At 73.4% G+C, this 17,023-nt stretch carries 17 protein-coding genes and 1 pseudogene; 9 read left to right on the top strand and 9 right to left on the bottom strand.

What is annotated here, in order from left to right; all coding sequences use genetic code 11:
• The 3 genes and pseudogenes from ACIP5K_RS29990 to glgB form a co-directional block, all read left to right on the top strand.
• Nucleotides 1-864, top strand: an 864-nt coding sequence (locus ACIP5K_RS29990) for an alpha-glucosidase C-terminal domain-containing protein (RefSeq protein WP_401414537.1), incomplete at its 5' end; no start/stop codon positions are given.
• Between the two features lie 6 nt (nt 865-870).
• Nucleotides 871-2,238 (top strand): maltokinase, encoded by a 1,368-nt coding sequence (locus tag ACIP5K_RS29985; protein WP_401414535.1) that lies wholly within the window; start codon nt 871-873, stop codon nt 2,236-2,238.
• 38 nt (nt 2,239-2,276) lie between these two features.
• Nucleotides 2,277-4,505, top strand: a pseudogene (glgB, locus tag ACIP5K_RS29980) (1,4-alpha-glucan branching enzyme); the annotation flags it as partial.
• Between the two features lie 113 nt (nt 4,506-4,618).
• On the opposite strand, the gene ACIP5K_RS29975 reads toward glgB, so the two are convergent.
• The 5 genes from ACIP5K_RS29975 to gvpJ form a co-directional block, all read right to left on the bottom strand.
• Nucleotides 4,619-4,921, bottom strand: a complete 303-nt coding sequence (locus tag ACIP5K_RS29975; RefSeq protein WP_401414533.1) for a DUF5133 domain-containing protein — start codon at nt 4,919-4,921, stop codon at nt 4,619-4,621.
• A 153-nt stretch (nt 4,922-5,074) separates the two neighbouring features.
• The gene (locus tag ACIP5K_RS29970; RefSeq protein WP_401414532.1) at nt 5,075-5,425 is read right to left on the bottom strand and encodes a hypothetical protein; all 351 of its coding nucleotides are present in this window, start codon (nt 5,423-5,425) and stop codon (nt 5,075-5,077) included.
• A gap of 7 nt (nt 5,426-5,432) precedes the next feature.
• Entirely contained in the window at nt 5,433-6,257 is an 825-nt protein-coding gene (locus tag ACIP5K_RS29965) for an aldo/keto reductase (protein WP_401414530.1), read from the bottom strand.
• Nucleotides 6,258-6,351: 94 nt separating this feature from the next.
• Complete coding sequence (locus ACIP5K_RS29960; RefSeq protein WP_401414529.1) at nt 6,352-6,981, bottom strand: dihydrofolate reductase family protein; 630 nt, start codon at nt 6,979-6,981, stop codon at nt 6,352-6,354.
• 55 nt (nt 6,982-7,036) lie between these two features.
• Nucleotides 7,037-7,393, bottom strand: a complete 357-nt coding sequence (gene gvpJ / locus ACIP5K_RS29955; protein ID WP_401414550.1) for a gas vesicle protein GvpJ — start codon at nt 7,391-7,393, stop codon at nt 7,037-7,039.
• Between the two features lie 199 nt (nt 7,394-7,592).
• Here gvpJ and ACIP5K_RS29950 point away from each other — a divergent pair, with 199 nt between their 5' ends.
• Together ACIP5K_RS29950 and ACIP5K_RS29945 are read left to right on the top strand one after the other, a co-directional pair.
• The gene (locus tag ACIP5K_RS29950; RefSeq protein WP_401414527.1) at nt 7,593-8,042 is read left to right on the top strand and encodes a hypothetical protein; all 450 of its coding nucleotides are present in this window, start codon (nt 7,593-7,595) and stop codon (nt 8,040-8,042) included.
• Between the two features lie 79 nt (nt 8,043-8,121).
• The gene (locus ACIP5K_RS29945) at nt 8,122-8,793 is read left to right on the top strand and encodes a DUF6518 family protein (protein ID WP_401414526.1); all 672 of its coding nucleotides are present in this window, start codon (nt 8,122-8,124) and stop codon (nt 8,791-8,793) included.
• A gap of 74 nt (nt 8,794-8,867) precedes the next feature.
• Here ACIP5K_RS29945 and ACIP5K_RS29940 read toward each other — a convergent pair whose 3' ends face one another.
• Entirely contained in the window at nt 8,868-9,305 is a 438-nt protein-coding gene (locus ACIP5K_RS29940) for a DUF937 domain-containing protein (protein WP_401414524.1), read from the bottom strand.
• A 90-nt stretch (nt 9,306-9,395) separates the two neighbouring features.
• Complete coding sequence (locus tag ACIP5K_RS29935; RefSeq protein WP_401414522.1) at nt 9,396-11,165, bottom strand: cytochrome c biogenesis protein CcdA; 1,770 nt, start codon at nt 11,163-11,165, stop codon at nt 9,396-9,398.
• Nucleotides 11,166-11,408: 243 nt separating this feature from the next.
• On the opposite strand from ACIP5K_RS29935, the gene ACIP5K_RS29930 reads away from it, so the two are divergent.
• Nucleotides 11,409-12,353, top strand: a complete 945-nt coding sequence (locus ACIP5K_RS29930; RefSeq protein ID WP_401414520.1) for an ANTAR domain-containing protein — start codon at nt 11,409-11,411, stop codon at nt 12,351-12,353.
• A gap of 201 nt (nt 12,354-12,554) precedes the next feature.
• Here ACIP5K_RS29930 and ACIP5K_RS29925 read toward each other — a convergent pair whose 3' ends face one another.
• A complete protein-coding gene (locus tag ACIP5K_RS29925) occupies nt 12,555-13,025 on the bottom strand; it encodes an ATP-binding protein (RefSeq protein WP_401414519.1) in 471 nt (156 codons plus the stop codon).
• Between the two features lie 176 nt (nt 13,026-13,201).
• Between ACIP5K_RS29925 and ACIP5K_RS29920 the strand changes: the two genes are divergently transcribed.
• The 3 genes from ACIP5K_RS29920 (at nt 13,202) to ACIP5K_RS29910 (ending at nt 16,200) form a co-directional block, all read left to right on the top strand.
• Nucleotides 13,202-13,576, top strand: a complete 375-nt coding sequence (locus tag ACIP5K_RS29920; RefSeq protein ID WP_401414517.1) for an STAS domain-containing protein — start codon at nt 13,202-13,204, stop codon at nt 13,574-13,576.
• 276 nt (nt 13,577-13,852) lie between these two features.
• Complete coding sequence (locus ACIP5K_RS29915) at nt 13,853-15,286, top strand: hypothetical protein (RefSeq protein WP_401414516.1); 1,434 nt, start codon at nt 13,853-13,855, stop codon at nt 15,284-15,286.
• A gap of 212 nt (nt 15,287-15,498) precedes the next feature.
• Complete coding sequence (locus tag ACIP5K_RS29910) at nt 15,499-16,200, top strand: thioredoxin domain-containing protein (RefSeq protein ID WP_401414515.1); 702 nt, start codon at nt 15,499-15,501, stop codon at nt 16,198-16,200.
• A gap of 35 nt (nt 16,201-16,235) precedes the next feature.
• Here the strand turns inward: ACIP5K_RS29910 and ACIP5K_RS29905 are convergent, their stop codons facing one another.
• Entirely contained in the window at nt 16,236-16,976 is a 741-nt protein-coding gene (locus tag ACIP5K_RS29905; protein WP_401414513.1) for a dienelactone hydrolase family protein, read from the bottom strand.
• Nucleotides 16,977-17,023: the final 47 nt, after the last annotated feature.

Here is a 17,023-nt window from a genome sequence, read left to right as displayed (position 1 = left end):
GTCATGCCCCGCATCTTCATGGCCGTCCGCCGCGAATCGCGCTACCCCGTCTCCGAGATCCTCGCCAAGACCCCCGCCATCCCCTCCGGCTGCCAATGGGGCATCTTCCTGCGCAACCACGACGAACTCACCCTCGAAATGGTCACCGACGAAGAACGCGACTACATGTACGCGGAGTACGCCAAAGACCCCCGCATGCGCGCCAACATCGGCATCCGCCGCCGCCTGGCCCCCCTCCTCGACAACGACCGCAACCAGATCGAACTCTTCACCGCCCTCCTGCTCTCCCTGCCCGGCAGCCCGATCCTCTACTACGGCGACGAGATCGGCATGGGCGACAACATCTGGCTCGGCGACCGCGACGCCGTCCGCACCCCCATGCAATGGACACCCGACCGCAACGCCGGCTTCTCCTCCAGCGACCCGGGCCGGCTCTTCCTGCCGCCGGTCATGGACCCGGTCTACGGGTACCAGGTCACCAACGTCGAGGCGTCCATGTCGTCGCCCTCCTCGCTGCTGCACTGGACCCGCCGCATGATCGAGATCCGCAAGCAGAACCCCGCCTTCGGCCTCGGCTCCTACCAGGAACTCCCGTCCTCCAACGGCGCGGTGCTGGCCTTCCTGCGCGAGTACAAGGACGACCTGGTCCTGTGCGTGCACAACTTCTCCCGCTTCGCCCAGCCCACCGAACTCGACCTGCGGACCTTCGACGGCCGGCACCCGGTGGAGCTGATCGGCGGGGTGCGCTTCCCGGCGATCGGCGAGCTGCCCTACCTGCTGACGCTCGCGGGGCACGGCTTCTACTGGTTCCGGCTGCGCGGCACGAGCCTGACTCCACGTGTCGCTCACCACGATTGGACCTGATCCGCCATGACCACCTCGATCACCCACCTCGCGGCCGCCTCCCCCGCGGGCCGGTCCCTGCTGACCGAGCCCGTGGTCACGCGCGGGCGGCTCGCCGCGCTGCTGGCCCGCTGGCTGCCCGAGCAGCGCTGGTTCGCCGGCCGGGACCACAGGATCGCGAGCCTGTCCGTGGTCACGGCGACGGAACTCACACCGGGCTGCTACCACCTGCTCGTCCGGGTGGAGCACCGCCGCGAACAGGACGGCGTCCACTACCAGTTGCTGCTGGGCGCGCGCACCGCCGTGCCGCCACGGCTGCGCCGCCACGTCATCGGCGAGGTCGAGGGGCCCACCGGGAGCGGCCTGCTGGTGTACGACGCCGTGCACGACCGGGACGCGACACTGCTGCTCCTTGACCGCATCCGCCGGGGCGGCACCCTCGGCCACCTGCGGTTCGAGTCGTTCCCGCGCACCGGCGTCCCCAGCGGCCTGGCGCCCCGCGTCCTGGACGTCGAGCAGTCGAACACCTCGATCGTCTACGGCGACCGGCTCATCCTCAAGCTCTTCCGGCGGGTGCAGCCCGGCATCAACCCCGACCTGGAGGTCCCGACCGTCCTGGCACGGAACGGATACGCCCAGGGGCTCGCCCCCGCCGCCTGGTTCCACACCTTCGTCCCGTTCTTCGCGACGCTCGGAGTCGTCCAGCCCTACCTGCCCGACGCCCGGGACGGGTGGACGCTGGCCCGCGAATCGGCCGTGGGGAGCGGGGACTTCGGCGCCCAGGCGCGCGGCCTGGGCCGGGCGACGGCCGCACTCCACGTCGCCCTGTCCGAGGCGTTCCCCGTCGCCGCGGCGCCCGTGGACCACACCGTGCGGCTGGCCGACGCGATGGCGCACCGGCTCCGGCACGCCGCGTCCCTCGTGCCCGCGCTGCGCACGTACGTGCCGCGCCTCCAGGACGTCTACGCCGAGTTCGCCCGCACCGGCAGCGATCTCCCGTTGCAGCGGGTCCACGGCGACCTGCATCTGGGCCAGGTGCTGCGGGCCGGCGGCGACTGGCACATCGTCGACTTCGAGGGCGAGCCGGGCAGGCCGCTGGCGGAGCGGCGGGGGCTCCACTCCCCCGTCGGCGACGTCGCGGGCATGCTCCGGTCGTTCGACTACGCGGCCCGTCTCGGCGACGCGCCACGACCGGAGTGGGCCGAGCACACCAGCGCCGCCTTCCGGCGCGGATACGCCGAGGTCGGGCGGTTCGACCCGCACGGCATCGCGGCGGTGCTGCGCGCGCACGAAGCGGACCGGGCGGTCTACGAGGTCGGCTACGAGGCGCGCCACCGCCCCGACTGGATCGCCGTCCCCCTGGCAGCCGTGGCCCGCCTGTGCCGCACCCCCTGAGACCCCCACCGTCCGCCCTCGTCAAGGGAGTTCCGCAGATGGCCGTCGCCGACGTGGACCCGACCACCCTGCACCGCGCGCGCCCCGCGCCCGCTCTCGACGCGGACGACCGCGCCCGGCTGGTGCGCGGGGAGCACCACGACCCGCACGCCGTCCTGGGCGCCCGTCCGGCGCCGGACGGAGTGGTCGTGCGCTGCCTGCGCCCGCACGCGCGCTCCGTCTCCGTCCTGCGCGGCCCCGCCGCCTGGATGCTGCGCGACGAGGGCAACGGCCTGTTCACGGGCCTGGTGCCGGGGGCGGACCCGGGCGCGTACCGGTTGCGTGTCGGCTATCCGGACGGTGTTGTCGAGGTCGACGACCCGTACCGCTTCCCGCCCACCCTCGGGGAGTTCGACCTGCATCTCGTCTCCGAGGGGCGGCACGAGGAGCTGTGGACCGTGCTCGGCGCCCATGTGCAGGAGCGGCAGGGCGTGCGCGGCACCCGTTTCGCGGTGTGGGCCCCCGACGCCCGGGGTGTGCGCGTGCGCGGCGACTTCAACCACTGGGACGGGTCGGCGCTGCCGATGCGCTCGCTGGGCGGTTCCGGCGTCTGGGAGCTGTTCGTCCCCGGGGTCGGGGCGGGCGCCCACTACAAGTTCGAGATCACGGGGCCGGACGGCGCCCGCCTGGAACGCTCGGACCCGATGGCCCGCCGCACCGAGGTGCCGCCCGCGACCGCGTCGATCGTCACGGACAGCGATTTCGTCTGGGGCGACGAGGACTGGATGCGGCGGCGCGGCGACCGCCCGGCCCACGCGGCCCCGCTGTCGGTGTACGAGGTGCATCTGGCGTCGTGGCGGCCGGGGCTGACCTACCGTCAGCTGGCCGTCGAACTGGTCGAGTACGTCTCCGGGGCGGGGTTCACGCACGTGGAACTGATGCCCGTGGCCGAGCATCCCTTCGGCGGGTCGTGGGGCTATCAGGTCACCGGCTTCTACGCCCCCACCGCGCGCCTCGGCACCCCCGACGACTTCCGGTACCTGGTCGACGCCCTGCACCGGGCGGGCATCGGCGTGCTCCTGGACTGGGTACCGGGACACTTCCCGCGCGACGCGTGGGCGCTGGCCGACTTCGACGGGCGGGCGCTGTACGAGCCGCAGGACCCGGTGCGGGCCGCCCACCCGGACTGGGGCACGCTCGTCTTCGACCTCGGGCGCCGCGAGGTGCGCAACTTCCTCGTCGCCAACGCGGTCTACTGGTGCGAGGAGTTCCACATCGACGGGCTGCGCGTGGACGCCGTGGCCTCCATGCTGTACCTCGACTACTCGCGCGAGGACGGCGCGTGGACGCCGAACGAGCACGGCGGGCGGGAGAACCTGGACGCGGTCGCCTTCCTCCAGGAGTTGAACGCCACGCTGTACCGGCGGTGCCCGGGCATCGTGACCGTCGCGGAGGAGTCGACGGCCTGGGACGGGGTGACGCGGCCGACGCACGAGCCGGCGGCGGGCGGTCTCGGCGGCCTGGGGTTCGGCCTCAAATGGAACATGGGCTGGTCCCACGACTCCCTCGCCTACATGACCCACGATCCGGTCCACCGCCGCTACCACCACGGCGAGTTGACCTTCTCCATGGTGTACGCGTACAGCGAGCACTACGTGCTTCCGGTCTCGCACGACGAGGTCGTCCACGGGAAGCGCTCGCTCGTGTCGAAGATGCCGGGCGACTGGTGGCAGCAGCGCGCCAACCACCGCGCCTATCTGGCCTACATGTGGGCCCACCCCGGCAAGAAGCTGCTGTTCATGGGGCAGGAGTTCGCGCAGGGCGCCGAGTGGTCCGAGGCCGAGGGGCCCCAGTGGTGGGTGCTCGGCGCGGACCATCCCGCGCACGAGGACCACCGGGGCGTCCAGCGCCTGGTGAGCGACCTCAACCACCTGTACACGGCGCGCCCCGCGCTGTGGGAGCGGGACGGCGACCCCGGCGGTTTCTCCTGGGCCGAGCCGGACGCCGCGGACGACAACGTCCTCGCGTTCGTCCGGCACGCCTCCGACGGCGCCCCGCTGCTGGCGGTCGTCAACTTCGCCCCCGTGGTACGCGACGTCTACCGGATCGGTGTCCCCGAGGCGTCGGCGGAGGTCTGGCACGAGGTCCTCAACACCGACGCGGTGCGCTACGGCGGCAGCGGCGTCCTCAACGAGAATCCGCTCCCCCTGACGTCCGGCGCCCACCGCGGCTTCCCGGCGTCGCTGACGCTGCGGCTGCCGCCGCTGGGGGCGGTGTGGGGGCGCCCCCCCCCCCCCCCCCGGGGGGGGGGGGGGGGGGGGGGGGGGGGGGCCCCCCCCCCACCGCCGCAACCAGCGGCGCGGGGGGACGGCCTCGCGCCGTCCCCCCGCGCCTGCCGCGCCTACGCCGCAGGTGCCACCGCGCCGGGGTCGTCGGGGACCGCCCGGTCGAGCAGTTCGATCTCGTCGATCTCGGCGGGCGCCATGTCCAGTCCGCCGTCGGCGAGACCCTTGTCCGCGAGCCACACGTCGGCCCTGGCGACGGCGGCACGCGGGTCGCCGGTGCCGGTCATCACGCACAGCGTGTACTCGGCGTCTTCGCGGGCGCGGGCGCTGGCCGTCGTGGGACAGCGCCCGTCCGTGATCACCGCGTCCGCGAACGCGGCAAGGGCGGTCCGTAGGTCCCGGGCAGCCGGTACGAGCACGTCAGCACACTCCTCACACACCGTGGCCCGGCCATCACTCCGGGCACTCTCCACGGTTTCGTCTGCCCCGCCACTCGCTCCTCACACAAGGCGAACACGAGGCGCACACAAGAAAGACCGGTCGATACGCCCCCGGCACATGCAGGAAGCCGGTCAGCCCGCGACGATCAGCTCGACGTCGTCGCCGGTGCGATCCACGGCGCGGACCGTCCAGGACCGTCCGTCGACCGAGGTGCCCGCGGCGGTGGTGTACCCCGCCACGGCGAGCTCCGCCCCCGTCGGCCCGTCGGTGCGCAGCTCCGCCTCGACGACCACGTCGTCGGCGAACCGCAGGAGCAGGTCGGCGGGGCGCGGCGCGGCGGCGAACGCCCCGGGGTCGGCCAGCCCGCGGATCCGGCACCGCGCCCCGCGGAACAGGTGCGTGTGGCCGCAGACGGCCAGGTACGCCCGCCCGCCGGCGGACCCGGCGGGCGGCGTGCGTACGGGCGGCTCCCCGGGGTGCACGGGACCCTCAGCCGTTGAAGCGGTCCGGGTCGGGACCGGTGCGCTCGTCCCGGTTCAGCGCCGAGATCTCGCCGAGGTCGCCCTCGGTGAGCTCGAAGTCGAACAGGTCGAAGTTCTCCGCGATCCGCTCGGGCGTCACCGACTTGGGGAAGACGATGTCTCCGCGCTGAAGGTGCCAGCGCAGCGTGACCTGGGCGGGCGACTTGCCGACCCGCTCGGCGATGCGGCCGATGGTCGGGTCCTTGAGGACCTTGCCCTGCGCGATCGGCGACCAGGCCTCCGTCGCGATCTCGTGCTCCGCGCCGAAGGCGCGCACGTCGTCCTGGGTCAGGTACGGGTGGACCTCGATCTGGTTGACGGCCGGCACCACGTCGGTGGCCTCCAGCAGGCGGCGCAGGTGGGTCGGCTGGAAGTTCGACACACCGATGGCCTTGGCGCGCCCGGAGCGGTAGACCTCCTCCAGCGCCTTCCACGTCTCCACGAAGTCGCCCTTGGCGGGCAGCGGCCAGTGGATGAGGAACAGGTCGACGTGGTCGAGCCCGAGGGCCTCCAGGGTGCCGTCGAAGGCCCGCAGCGCGGCGTCGTGGCCGTGCGCGTCGTTGTTGAGCTTGCTGGTCACGAACACGTCCGCGCGGTCGAGGCCGCTGTCGCGGACGGCTTCGCCGACCTGCTTCTCGTTGCCGTACATCTGTGCCGTGTCGATGTGCCGGTAGCCGGCCTCCAGGGCCGCCAGCGTCGTGGCGCGGGTGTCCTCCGGCGGGATCTGGAAGGTGCCGAAGCCGAGCTGGGGGATCCGAACGGCGTTGTTGAGGGTCACGGCGGGGACTGTCACGAGAACTCCTGTACATCGTTGATTCTCGGCTCTCCGGGGCGAGGCCCGGAAGGCTTCACGACCCGAGTCCCCGTCCACCCTGTCCCTAAAACACCTAATGCACCACTTCTAGGTCGTAGGTGAGATGTGTCGCGTGGGGTGTCACGGTCACGGCACGCTGCGTCAGCGCGCGGGGCGGGCCCCCGGCGCCGGTGAACAGCGGTGTGCCGGAGCCGAGCACGACGGGCGCCAGGTGCAGGGTGAGCGTGTCGACCAGCCCGGCGGCCAGCGCCCCGGCGATGGTGGCGCCGCCGCCCATGAGGACGACGTCGAGGTCCTTCCCGCGGCGCGCCGAGGCGTCCAGGGCGCGCGCACGGGCCGCGGCGACGGCGTCGGGCAGGCCCGTGGTCACGAAGGTCCAGTCGAGAGCGCGCAGCCGCACCGTTTGCGGCGGCGCGCTCGTCACGACGACGAAGGCCGGCTTCCCCACCTCGCCGGCGCCGTATCCGGTCCCGTCGTCCCAGCCGTCCGGGCCGTCGACGAGGTCGAACAGGCGGCGGCCGAGGACCACGGCGCCGGACCGGTCGGTCGCTTCGCGCAGGAGGCGGCGCTCGTCGGGGTCGCCGGAGAAGGCCCAGGTGTGCAGGGCCTCCCCGTCGACGCCCAGTCCCTGGCCGGGGCCGGGGTCCGGCCCCGTCACGAAGCCGTCCAGCGAGACGGAGATGTCAGCGATGATGCGGGTCATACCTGGGCAGACCCCGCGCGCCCCGGGAACTCATCGCCCGCTCGCCCGCGACCCCTCAGCCACGCCGCGGCTGCCCCACCGCCTCGGAGATGCCCTTGACCACACCGGACAGGGCGCCTTCGGTCTTGCCCCGGGACGCGGTGCCGTCGAGGACCTCGGGCAGGCCCTTGGGCTTCTTGCTGCCCGTCTCCAGGTCGAGCCGGTTGCACGCCTCCGCGAAGCGGAGGTAGGTGTCGACGCTCGCGACGACGATCCGCACGTCGATCTTCAGAATCTCGATACCGACCAGTGAGACGCGGATGAACGCGTCGATCACGAGCCCTCTGTCCAGGATCAGTTCGAGCACGTCGTAGAGACCGCTCGTGCCTCCTCCGCCGCCTCCGCCCTGACGCTGCGCCGGCACACTCATCAGCCGCTCCTTCCGGTTCGTCCCCCCTGCCGTGCCTGGTGCCCCGCATCGGCGACTTCACAAGCGCCGGGCCGCCCCGGGCCGGGGCGCGGGCGAAATAGGCACCGCGTGCCCGCCCGCGCGTGGCGTCGGATGTCACTCGATGGGTGGGGGATGCGTCGCGGGACGGGACGGGCGGCGGCCGGGCGGGGACCAGAGGGGCATGACCATTGACGAAGACCGGCCGGACCCCGGCCATCTACGGCCGCCGGGTGTCGACGACGCGACGGTCGAAGCCCTGGGAGCGGTGACCAAGGCGCTGGAGACGGTGGAGCGGGCCCGTGGCCACCTCTACGCCTTCCACCAGCTGACCGGCACCGCCGACCTCGAACTCGGGCGCGCCGTCGACCTGCTGCGCGATGCCGGACACACCGGCTGGGCGGACCGCATCGATCGCGAACTGGTGGGCCGCAACGTCCTGGAGGGGCGCTGGACGTTCCAGATCGTGGAGGAGTACGACGCGGAGTTCTACCGGCCCTACCGGGAGCTGGAGCGCGGGGCCCGGGACGAACTGGCGCAGGGGCGGGACCACTTGTACGAGGCGGAGATGAAGGAGCGCCGCCGCACGCCCGGGCACCCGCGCCACACCGCCCGGCCCGCCGACGGCCGTTGAGCGGCCGGGCCGGCGCCCGGACCGACACCGCGGAGCCCACTATAAACCGCGCGTATACATGGAATGTATAGTCACGTGCATGACTCCTCCGTCCGCCGCGGCCCCGCCGTCGCCGCCGCTCGTCCGCGACCACCCCGCGCAGCCGCCGCGCGCGGCCGTCTTTCTGCCGGTGTGCGCCGCGGTCGGGCTCGCCCTGGGCGTCCTGACGAACCTGTTGCAGGGCTGGCTGCCGTGGCCCTGGAGCCAGTTGGCCAACTCCGGCGGGGTGTGGTCGGCCCTGGCCTTCGTCATCGGCGCGGTCCTCGCGCCGCGCCTGTGCGCTGTCCGCCGGATCGCCGTGGCCGGCGCGCTGGCCGAGACCGGGCTCGTCGTCGGCTACTACGGCTACGCGATCCTCGGCCGTGACGGCATGGGCGGTCTCGTCCTGCCGCTCGTCTGGCTGGGGATGGCCTGGGCCGTCGGGCCGCTCTTCGGCACGGCCGGCGCCTGGTGGCGGTCCGGCTCCCGGCCGTGGCGTCGCGTGGTGGCCCTGGGCGCGCTGGGCGGGCTGTTCGGCAGCGAGTGCCTGCACTCCTGGCTGACGCTCGGGTACGCGGCGCAGGCCCTGGTCTGCGGGGCGCTCGCCTGCGCACTCCCGCTCGCGCTGGCCCGCACCCGGCGCGAGCGGGGGCTGGGTCTCGGCGCGGCGCTCCTCGCCTCACCGGTGGCCTACGCGGCCGTCTACGGACTGCTGGACGGGATCTCCGGCTAGGGCGTGTGCCCGCGGCCCCGGCTGCCCGGCTGCGGGGACTCCTCCCGCCGGGTCCGTCCCGGTCCGGCCCGCCGCTACTTCTTGCGGGCGGCGCGCCTGCTCAGGGCGGCCACGAGCACGGGGAGGACCAGCTCGATCCCCCGGGCCACGTTCGCCGCGGGCAGGCCCGTCCGCTTCGCGATGGCGTTGGCGGCGGGGCGGCTCATCCGGGCCAGCAGTCCCGCCAGCAGCCCGCCGGCGGCGGGCCCGCCCAGGCCGCCGAACGCCGCCACGCCCTGGAGCGGCGGCTGGGCGGCCTCGTCGATGGCCTCCCGCACCTCGTGGGCGCCGTCGGGGCCTTCCTCGGCCCGCTCGCGCAGGCCGCCCGAGAGGTTCGACACGGTGTCGGCGACGAAGTCCTGGGCGCCCGGCGCGTCCGTGCCCAGTGCCTCCGCGAGCTGCCGCAGCCCGTCGTCGCCGAGCTCGTCGAGGACATCCCGCTCCAGCGGCTTCTCACCCGGTTCTTCGCTCATGCTCCACACGCTAAGGCGGTGCGGGGAGGTCGGCGACCGCACGCCGCCGGGGTGTCCGGTGGTGCGCGGCCGGGGTGCGGGGCCCGCCGGTCAGCCGAAGGTCAGGACGTAGGCCTGTATCCCGGGGGTGAGCCGTACCTCCAGGCGGCCCTGGTGGGCGTTCTTGTCGTCGATGAGGCGGTGCATGGTCGGTGTGCCGTCGATGTCGAGCCGCTTGACGACCTCGCCGTCGCGCAGCACGGTGGCCCGGCCGCGTCCGGCGAGGACGAGGTTGACGTTCTTGGCCTTGTACGTCATGGCCAGGCGGGCGTTCTCGCCGGCGGTGAAGTGGTCGTAGCCTGCGGTCCAGGTCCCGTCGAGCGCCAGCTTGCCGGCGGGGAGGTCGGCCGGGAAGTGGTAGGCCGTCGCCTTGTCGTCGACGAGCGGGTCACCGACGTAGCCGACGATGTTGTGGTTGTTGAGATAGGTCTCGGGGGTCCGGTCGGCGGTCAGCTCCGCGTCGGCCTGGCCGGTCCTGGGCGGCAGCTTCACCGTGGGGTCGGCGTCCCGCAGCAGGTCGCGGATGAGGTCCTCGGTCTGCGCGTACCGGCCCTCGCCGAACGTGAAGTAGCGGACGGTGCCGTGGGAGTCGATGAGGTACTTGGCCGGCCAGAACCGGTTGCGGTAGTTGTCCCAGGTGGTCAGCTTGTTGTCGAGGGCGACGGGATAGGTGACGCCGAGCTTCTCGGCCTGGCTCCGGACGTTGCCCGCCTTCTTCTCGAAGCCGAACTCCGGCGAGTGGACGCCGATGATCTCCAGTCCCGCGCCCTTGTACGCCTTCTGCCACGCCCTGATGTGCGGCAGGCTCCGCTGGCAGTTGATGCACGAGTAGGTCCAGAAGTCGATCAGTACGACCTTCCCGCGCTCCTTCTTCAGGTCGACGGGCTCCCCGCCGGGGGTGTTCAGCCACTGGGAGATGCCCTCGATGGGCGGCGCCTGACCGCAGGAGCGCAGCTCGTCCACGCCGTCCTCGCAGCGCGACAGCTCCTTGTTGGAGTCGTCGTAGAGGCCGGAGAGCTGCTGCCGGGCGGCCTTGCTGTCCTCGATCCTCTTCTGCGCCGCCGAGGTGTAGTCCGGCAGTGCGCGCTGGATGGCGTCGGTGACGTTCAGGGCGAGACCGAGCGCCAGGACGATCATGAGGGCGCCGGCCACGATCCGCAGCTTCCTCGCCCGCTTGCGGAAGGCGCCGATCCGCTCCGACACCCGGCGGCCGGCCAGCGCGAACACCAGGAGCGGCAGGGCGGTGCCGATCGCGAAGGACACGGTCAGGGCCACGATGTCGAGGCTCAGGCGGCCCTGCGCACCGGCGACGGTGATGGCCGCGAGCACCGGACCCGCGCACGGCACGTACAGCAGTCCGAGTCCGAGGCCGAGGGCGAACGCGCTGCCCTCCTTGTTCACCTGCCGCTGCGGGATGCGGGCGAAGGGCTTCTCCAGGACGCGTTCGACGGGCGGGAAGACGAGTCCGAGGCCGATGAGGACGAGGAGGGCCAGCCCGACGTAGCGCAGGATGTCCTCGGGCAGTCCCAGCGCGGTCACGATGGTCACGCCCAGCAGCGTGAAGAAGCTGAAGCTGAGGACCAGTCCGGCGACGACGGCGTACGGCCGCCGGTTGCGCGGCCGCTTCGTGGTCGGCGGGGCGTCGACCAGTACGTCGGAGCCGGAGTCCGCGGCCCGCGCTCCGCCCGTCGCGTGGATCTCCCGGGGTGCGTCCGGAGCGGGCCCACCGGCCAGGAACACCACGGGCAGCACCGGCAGGATGCAGGGCGAGACCGCCGTGATCAGTCCGCCGAGGAGCCCGATCAGAATCAGAATGATCATGAGTTGCCGTCCCTGCTCCACGGCCCCGGCCGACCCGGTCGCCTACTGGTGATCCGGAGCGGCGGCGCGCGCAGATTGGCCCGTCAGCCCGCGCACCGGGGTGTGTTGTTGGTGAAGGAAGCGGGATGGGTAGGGTCGTGCCCGTGCTTGGGAAGTAGGCACACGCAGATGCTGACCTGGCCCTTTGCGTCCGTTCAGTGTGTGCTTGTTTTGTATGCCTGCTTCCTGAACGGGAGTTGTCCCTTGAGCACCGACAACCGTCGCCCCGCCACCGCCACCGGTACCGATACCGATACCGGTACCGACACCGATACCTTCGATCCGACGCGGTCCGGCCCGTCGCCGTCCGTCCCCGCCCCCGGCGGGCCGGCGCACGGTGAGGCGCGTGCGCTGCGGGAGCAGGTGTCGGCCCTGGGCCATCAGGTCCGGGCGCGGACCGGCGTGGCTCTGGCGCAGGGCATTCTGATGGGCCGCTACGGGCTCGCGGACGCGGACGCGGCGTTCGCCGTGCTGCGGCAGGCCTCGCAGAGCGCGAACGTCAAGCTGCACCAGATCGCGGCGGCCCTGAGCGCGGCGCCCGCTCCGGCGCCGGGGCACACGGTGTGGTTCCCCGGGCGCTCCCCGATCGCGCCGCCGTCCCTGGCGGGACTGCACTGCGCCGACACCCTCGATCCCCGCAACCAGGCCCAGGTGCTCACCGCCGCCCTGACCCGCGTACGGGAGATCACCGAGGCGGACGCGGGCAACGTCCAGCTGGCGGAGAACGGCACGCTCCGCATGGAGCGCCACCACGGGCATCCGCAGGCCTTCACCGACTACTTCGCCTTCGTCGAGGACAACACCTCCTGTTCCCGGGCGGCCGAGGCCGCCCGGCAGGTCACCGTGCGCGATGTCGCGACCGCGGAGGTCTTCGACGAGGAGACCCGCCGCGTCATCCTCGAATCGGGCAGCCGGGCCTGTCACAGCGTCCCGCTGACCGGCGCGGACGGCGTGGTGCGCGGTGTGATCTCCAGTCACCTGGCCCGCCCCGTCCGGGGTTTCGGCCAGGCCCGGCTCGCCGCGCTGGAGGAGACGCAGCACACGGCCGGCGAATGGCTGCGGTGGTACCGGTCCACCGTGGTCCTCGACGTCCTGGAGGACCTGCACCGCCGCGCGCGCGACGCGGCCGGCGCGGCCGGGGACGCCTGACGGCCGCCGCGGCCCGCCGGGGCCCGGGGCGGTCCCGGGGCGGCGCCCTCTAGCACGAGGTCTGAACCGGAGGGGCCTGGGTCCGGTCGGACGCGCGCGGCCGACCGGGCTTGTCGGCCGGGTCCCCAGGAGCGGGCACCTGACACCGGCGAAGTCCCCTCGCGTTTCGCCCGGGGCCGCACACCCCCCGGACGGGAGCCGTCAGGGGGTGCGCTCGGCGGGGTCGAGATCGAGGGTCGCGGAGACGCGTTTGCCGACGACGGTGGACCGGATGGTGAGGGTGCGGGCCAGCACGGCGACGATCTCCAGGCCGTGCTGGCCGATGCGCTGCGGGTCGGGCGAGTGGACGGCCGGGGCGTGCGGCTGGCTGTCCCAGACCTCCACCTCGACGGTGTCCTCGATGATCCGCAGGTTCAGCAGGACGGGGCCGGGGGCGTACTTGACGGCGTTGGTGACCAGTTCGCTGACGATCAGCTGCGTGTCCTGCACGGCGCGCTGGGAGACGGGCGTCCGGCGCTGCTCGCGGACCTCGGCGAGGAAGGCCGCCGCGGCGGCGCGCGCCTGGGCGATGCACCCGGCTCCCCCGTCCAGGGCCAGGGCCACCTCGGGCGTTCCGGGGTCCTTGGTGTCGGCGCGCGGTGTCGTCTCCCGGGCTCGGTCTTCTTCCGGCATGCGCGGTCCCCGTATAAGCGTGCAGGTGTATGCGTGCAGGTGCGGTGCCTGTACGAAGCACCGGTACGGCGGGTAACGGTACCCGTGACAGGGGCGTGCATGCGCCAGGGTGCGTAGGATGCGGGATGCCCCGATCCGGTCGGCCCGGGCGCGACGGGCGGCGGCGGGGGGAGAACATGACGGAGCCACACGACGTGCCGGAACGGCCGGCGGGTCTGACCATCACCCGTGACGTCGCCGACGACGTCGCCGTGCTGCGGGTCCGGGGGGAGATCGACGCGGACACCGTGCTCCCGCTGGCCGACGCCCTGGCGACCGTCACCGGCGCCCCGGCCGGTCGGCCGTACGCGGTGCTCGACCTCGGCGCGGTGACGTTCATGGACTCCACCGGGATCAACGTGCTGCTCACCGCCCACCAGACCGTGCGGGAGGCCGGCGGCTGGCTCCGCCTGGCCTGCTGCGACGGTCCCGTGCGGCGCGTGCTGGAGATGGTCGGCGTGGACCAGGTGATCGCCTGCTACGCGAGCGTCGAGCGGGCCCTGGCCGCGTGAGCCGGGGCGCGCCGGGCGTACTCCTCCGGGCGTGTCCGCAATGGACAGTCGGCTGCCATATTCGGACAACTCCGAAGATGCGGATACCGGATTGTCGGGTGAGCGCGATGATTCCGGGGACGTCGCCGGGCATCCGCGCAGCTCGCGGCGTACGAGGGCCCTGCGGACCGGCGGTTCAGGCGACGGCGGCGGGGCCGGCACGACCGTACTCCCGCCGGTCCCCGGGGCCTTCGGACCCGCCGCCAGGGGTGCGGACACGCTGAAGGGGGAAGTTCTTTGACCCGTGCACATTCCAGACCGGCCACCCTGTCGAGCCGTTTCGTCCGCTCCGCGTGGAGGCGGCGGCTGACCGCGCTCGCCGCCGGCGGAGCCCTGGCCCTGACGGGCGTGGCGGCGCTCCCCGCGCCCGCGCAGGCCGCCGGCGGACCGACGGCGTACGTGGCCAACTTCTTCGGCGACACCGTCTCGGTCGTCGACACCGGCACGAACACCGTCACCGGCAGTGTCTCCGTCGGGAACAGCCCCGTGGGCGTCGCGGTCAGTCCCACCGCCGCGCGCGCCTACGTCACCAACTTCGACGAGGCCACCGTTTCGGTGATCGACACGGACACCGACACGGTCACCGCGACCGTTCCGGTCGGCGGCAACCCGCTCGGCCTGGCCCTCGACCCGTCCGGCGCGCACGCCTACGTGGCGAACAGCGGCGGGACCACCGTCTCGGTGATCGACACCGCGACGAACACGGTCGGCGCCACCATCCAGGTGGGGAACTCCCCGAACGGGGTGGCGGTGAGCCCGTCGGGCGCCACCGCCTACGTCACCAACAACAACGAGGCGACGGTCTCGGTGATCGACACCGCCACGGACGCGGTGACGGCGACCGTCCCGGTCGGCGCGTCGCCGACCGGCGTGGCCGTCAGCCCGTCCGGCGCGTCCGCCTACGTCACCAACAACGGCGGGAACACCGTCTCGGTGCTCGACACGTCGACCAACGCGGTCGGTTCGACCATCGGCGTCGGCTCGTCCCCGAACGCCGTCACGTTCAACGCGTCGGGCAGCCGGGCCTACGTCGCCGACCGGGGCAGCGACGACGTGAAGGTGATCAACACGGCGACCGGGACCGTGACGGCGACGGTGGCCGTCGGCGACGCCCCGGCCAGGGTCGAGGCCGCCCCGTCCGGCTCGGCCGTCTACGCGACCAACGTGGACGACGGGACCGTCTCGGTGATCGACACCGGCACCGACGCCGTCACGGAGACGATCGGCGGGTTCTCGGGCCCGTACGGTGTGGCCTTCACCGACGCCGCGCCGTCGGCGGGCCGGGCGGACATCGACGTCAGGCTCACCGCCCAGCCGCACCTGAACATCCTGGTGCCGTACCTGTCCTACACCCTGACCGCCCGCAACACCGGGCCCGAGGCCGTCACGTCGGCGACCCTGACGGCGAAGCTCCCCACCGGTGCCCGGGCCACCAACCTCGCCTCCGGCTGCACCGCGTCCGGCACCACCGTCACCTGTGACTACGGCGCCATCGCCGACGACGCGAGCGCGAACAGGACCTTCCGGGTCCCGCTGGGCCTGCTGCACCTGGGCCCGGTCAAGGTCACCGGGCAGCGCACCGCGTCCGCGCCCACCGACCCCCGTGCCGACAACGACACGGCGTCCGTGACCTGCAACGCGCTCTCCATCATCCTCGTCACCTGCCCGTGACCCGACCCCCGGGGTGAGGGGAGGCTCCGCCCCGGCCCGCGGCCCGATCGCGCGTGCGCGGTCGGGCCGCTGCGCGGTCCGGTCGGTGACCGTCCCGGGTGTCACGGTCGAATGGGGCCGAAGGTCCCGCCCCCGCCGGGCTTTCGCCGACCGTCCGAGCGGTGCGGCACGCCTAGCGTGGAGAGGTCCCGCGCCGTCGGAAGGGGTGTGTCGTGAAACGAGGAGCGGTCCTGACCGCGTCGGCGGTCGCGCTGGGAGCGGCCCTGGTCCTGAGCGGGTGCGCCGGAGCCGGGGACGGCGGGGCGGCCGCCGTGCGCGAGGCGTCCGGCACGCCCGGCCTGTCCGGGGTGCGCACGGAGGTGCGCGGCGCGACGATCGTCGTGGGCAGGCCCGACGCCCCGCACACCGTGCAGGTCTACGAGGATCCACGCTGCCCGTACTGCAAGGACTTCGAGCAGGGCGGCGCGCGGGCCCTGACGGAACCGGTGCGTGCGGGCAAGGTCAAGGTCGAGTACACCATCGCGTCGTTCCTCGACGCGCGGCTCGGCGGTTCGGGCTCCGTGAACGCGGCGAACGCGCTGCGCTCCTCGGTCGACGCCGGCCGGTTCCCCGCCTTCCACGCGGCGGTCTTCGCCCACCAGGCCGACGACGAACGCCAGGACGTCTACACGGCGCCGTACTTGCTGAAGATCGCCGACAAGGTGGGCAAGCTCCGCGGTCCCGCGTTCGACAGCGCGGTGCGGGAGGGCCGGTACCGGGCGTGGGTGGCCGACGCGATGACGGCGTTCCGGGACGACGGCGTCCAGGGGACTCCGACCGTGCGCGTCGACGGCGGGAAGGCCGGCGGGGACGAGGCCGACCTGTACCACGCGGCCTCCTTCGCCGCGGTGCTGCGCACGGCCGGAATCTCCTGACGGCTGTCCGCGGCACCGCGGCGAAGGAGGCCGCGTCACGCCCCCGGCCCGACCTCCGTCACGGGCAGGCACTCGGCGAGCAGGTCGACGATGTCGCGCCAGGCGCGCCGCGCGTGCCGGGGGTGGTGGCCGACGCCGGGGACCGTGGGGTGGTCGACCGGTGGGTGGTGGAAGGCGTGCAGGGCGCCGCCGTAGACCGTGAGGCGCCAGTCGACGCCGGCGGCCTGCATCTCGTCGGTGAACGCGGTCCGCTGTGCGGGCGTCATGATCGGGTCCTGCGAGCCGACCCCGGCCCACACCGGGCAGCGGATGCGCGCCGCCTCGCCCGGCCGGCCCGTGGTCACCGCGTTGACCGTGGCGATCGCGCGCAGGTCGACGCCGTCGCGCCCGAGTTCCAGCCCGACGGCGCCGCCGGTGCCGTAGCCCACGGCGGCGATCCGGTCGGGGTCGGTCCGCGGTTCGGCGCGCAGCACGTCGAGCGCCGCACGGCCGATGCCCCGCATCCGGGCGGGATCGGCGAGCAGCGGCAGGCAGCGGGCCAGCATCTCCTCGGGGTCGCTCAGGTAGCGCCCGCCGTGGAGGTCGAAGGCCAGCGCCACGTACCCGAGCCCGGCGAGAGCGTCGGCCCGCCGGCGCTCGACGTCACCGAGCCCCATGCCCTCCGGTCCGAGCAGCACCCCGGGCCGGCGGCCCGCCCCGGCCGGGAGTGCGAGGTACCCGGTCATGGTCAGACCGTCGGCCGGGTACGGGACCGCATGCGTCGTCATCACCGTCATGGGACAGGACCGTAGTGAGCGTCGGGCCCGGTCCGGCCGCATTTCTG

Source organism: Streptomyces sp. NPDC088785 (assembly GCF_044750685.1).
Lineage (GTDB): Bacteria > Actinomycetota > Actinomycetes > Streptomycetales > Streptomycetaceae > Streptomyces.
This window is presented reverse-complemented; position numbering and strand designations above follow the sequence as displayed.

Coding starts and splice junctions, on each gene's coding strand:
- ACIP5K_RS29985 (WP_401414535.1), top strand. CDS start 871: ATGACCACCTCGATCACCCACCTCGCGGCCGCCTCCCCCGCGGGCCGG.
- ACIP5K_RS29960 (WP_401414529.1), bottom strand. CDS start 6,981: ATGACCCGCATCATCGCTGACATCTCCGTCTCGCTGGACGGCTTCGTG.
- ACIP5K_RS29950 (WP_401414527.1), top strand. CDS start 7,593: ATGACCATTGACGAAGACCGGCCGGACCCCGGCCATCTACGGCCGCCG.
- ACIP5K_RS29945 (WP_401414526.1), top strand. CDS start 8,122: ATGACTCCTCCGTCCGCCGCGGCCCCGCCGTCGCCGCCGCTCGTCCGC.
- ACIP5K_RS29940 (WP_401414524.1), bottom strand. CDS start 9,305: ATGAGCGAAGAACCGGGTGAGAAGCCGCTGGAGCGGGATGTCCTCGAC.
- ACIP5K_RS29935 (WP_401414522.1), bottom strand. CDS start 11,165: ATGATCATTCTGATTCTGATCGGGCTCCTCGGCGGACTGATCACGGCG.
- ACIP5K_RS29925 (WP_401414519.1), bottom strand. CDS start 13,025: ATGCCGGAAGAAGACCGAGCCCGGGAGACGACACCGCGCGCCGACACC.
- ACIP5K_RS29920 (WP_401414517.1), top strand. CDS start 13,202: ATGACGGAGCCACACGACGTGCCGGAACGGCCGGCGGGTCTGACCATC.
- ACIP5K_RS29905 (WP_401414513.1), bottom strand. CDS start 16,976: ATGACGGTGATGACGACGCATGCGGTCCCGTACCCGGCCGACGGTCTG.